General features: G+C 25.4%; 1 protein-coding gene and 1 pseudogene. Both read right to left on the reverse strand.

Features of this window, described 5'->3' with window-relative positions; genetic code table 11:
* Window position 1: 1 nt before the first annotated feature.
* Window positions 2–454 (reverse strand): hypothetical protein, encoded by a 453-nt coding sequence (locus tag B6S12_RS10755; protein ID WP_111230737.1) that lies wholly within the window; start codon window positions 452–454, stop codon window positions 2–4.
* Window positions 455–471: 17 nt separating this feature from the next.
* Window positions 472–751, reverse strand: a pseudogene (locus B6S12_RS11310) (hypothetical protein); the annotation flags it as partial.

Raw genomic sequence — 751 nt, forward strand, 5'->3', positions numbered from 1 at the left:
TTTACACATCCAATCTATTTGGCACAAACTCTTTTTGATACATAAAACCTGTTAAAGTTTTAGAATTATTATCATATTTTATAATATTTTCTAAAGCTTTTATAAAACTCTTAGGAGCCTTGATATTTAAGGTTTTATTATCAAGTTTGAATTCTTTTTCTAAAAGCTCATTATTAGAATAATAAAGACTAGGATTTAAAAAATACTTCTTTAAAACATTATAATCTTCATATACAAAAGCTTCTTTACAAACTTTATCTAAATTAATATTTAGATATATATGTTCTTTTAATTCTTGTAAAGAACTAAACTTTTTAGCAGTTGCAAAAGCTTCATTTTCTAAAGACAATTCTATAAGATTTTGTTTTAGAAGCATAAAACCTCCAAAACCTAAAATTGCAATTTTATTAAAACTTTTTAACGCTTCTCTTCTATCTAAATTAATACTTTGCATTTTTACTCCTTTTTTCATTACTTACTTTCTTCTTCTGGATCTTTTCCATAGCCTTCTAATCCTTTATTAAAGTCTATGGGTAAATCTAGTATTTCTTTAGGAAAGACATAAGGCCTTGCAGAAGGATAGCCATAGATAAGTTTGGAGTAGATTTGGAGACTTATATAATGGAAAACATTTTTTTCCATTGGTATAAATTCATATGTTTCAGCCAAAGAAACCAACATCTCCCATACTTTTAGATAAAACTCTTTAATACTTTCTTTTGTAGAATCACTATCTCTTGGATCTTTAATT

Source organism: Helicobacter valdiviensis (genome assembly GCF_003245365.1).
GTDB classification, from domain to species: domain Bacteria; phylum Campylobacterota; class Campylobacteria; order Campylobacterales; family Helicobacteraceae; genus Helicobacter_D; species Helicobacter_D valdiviensis.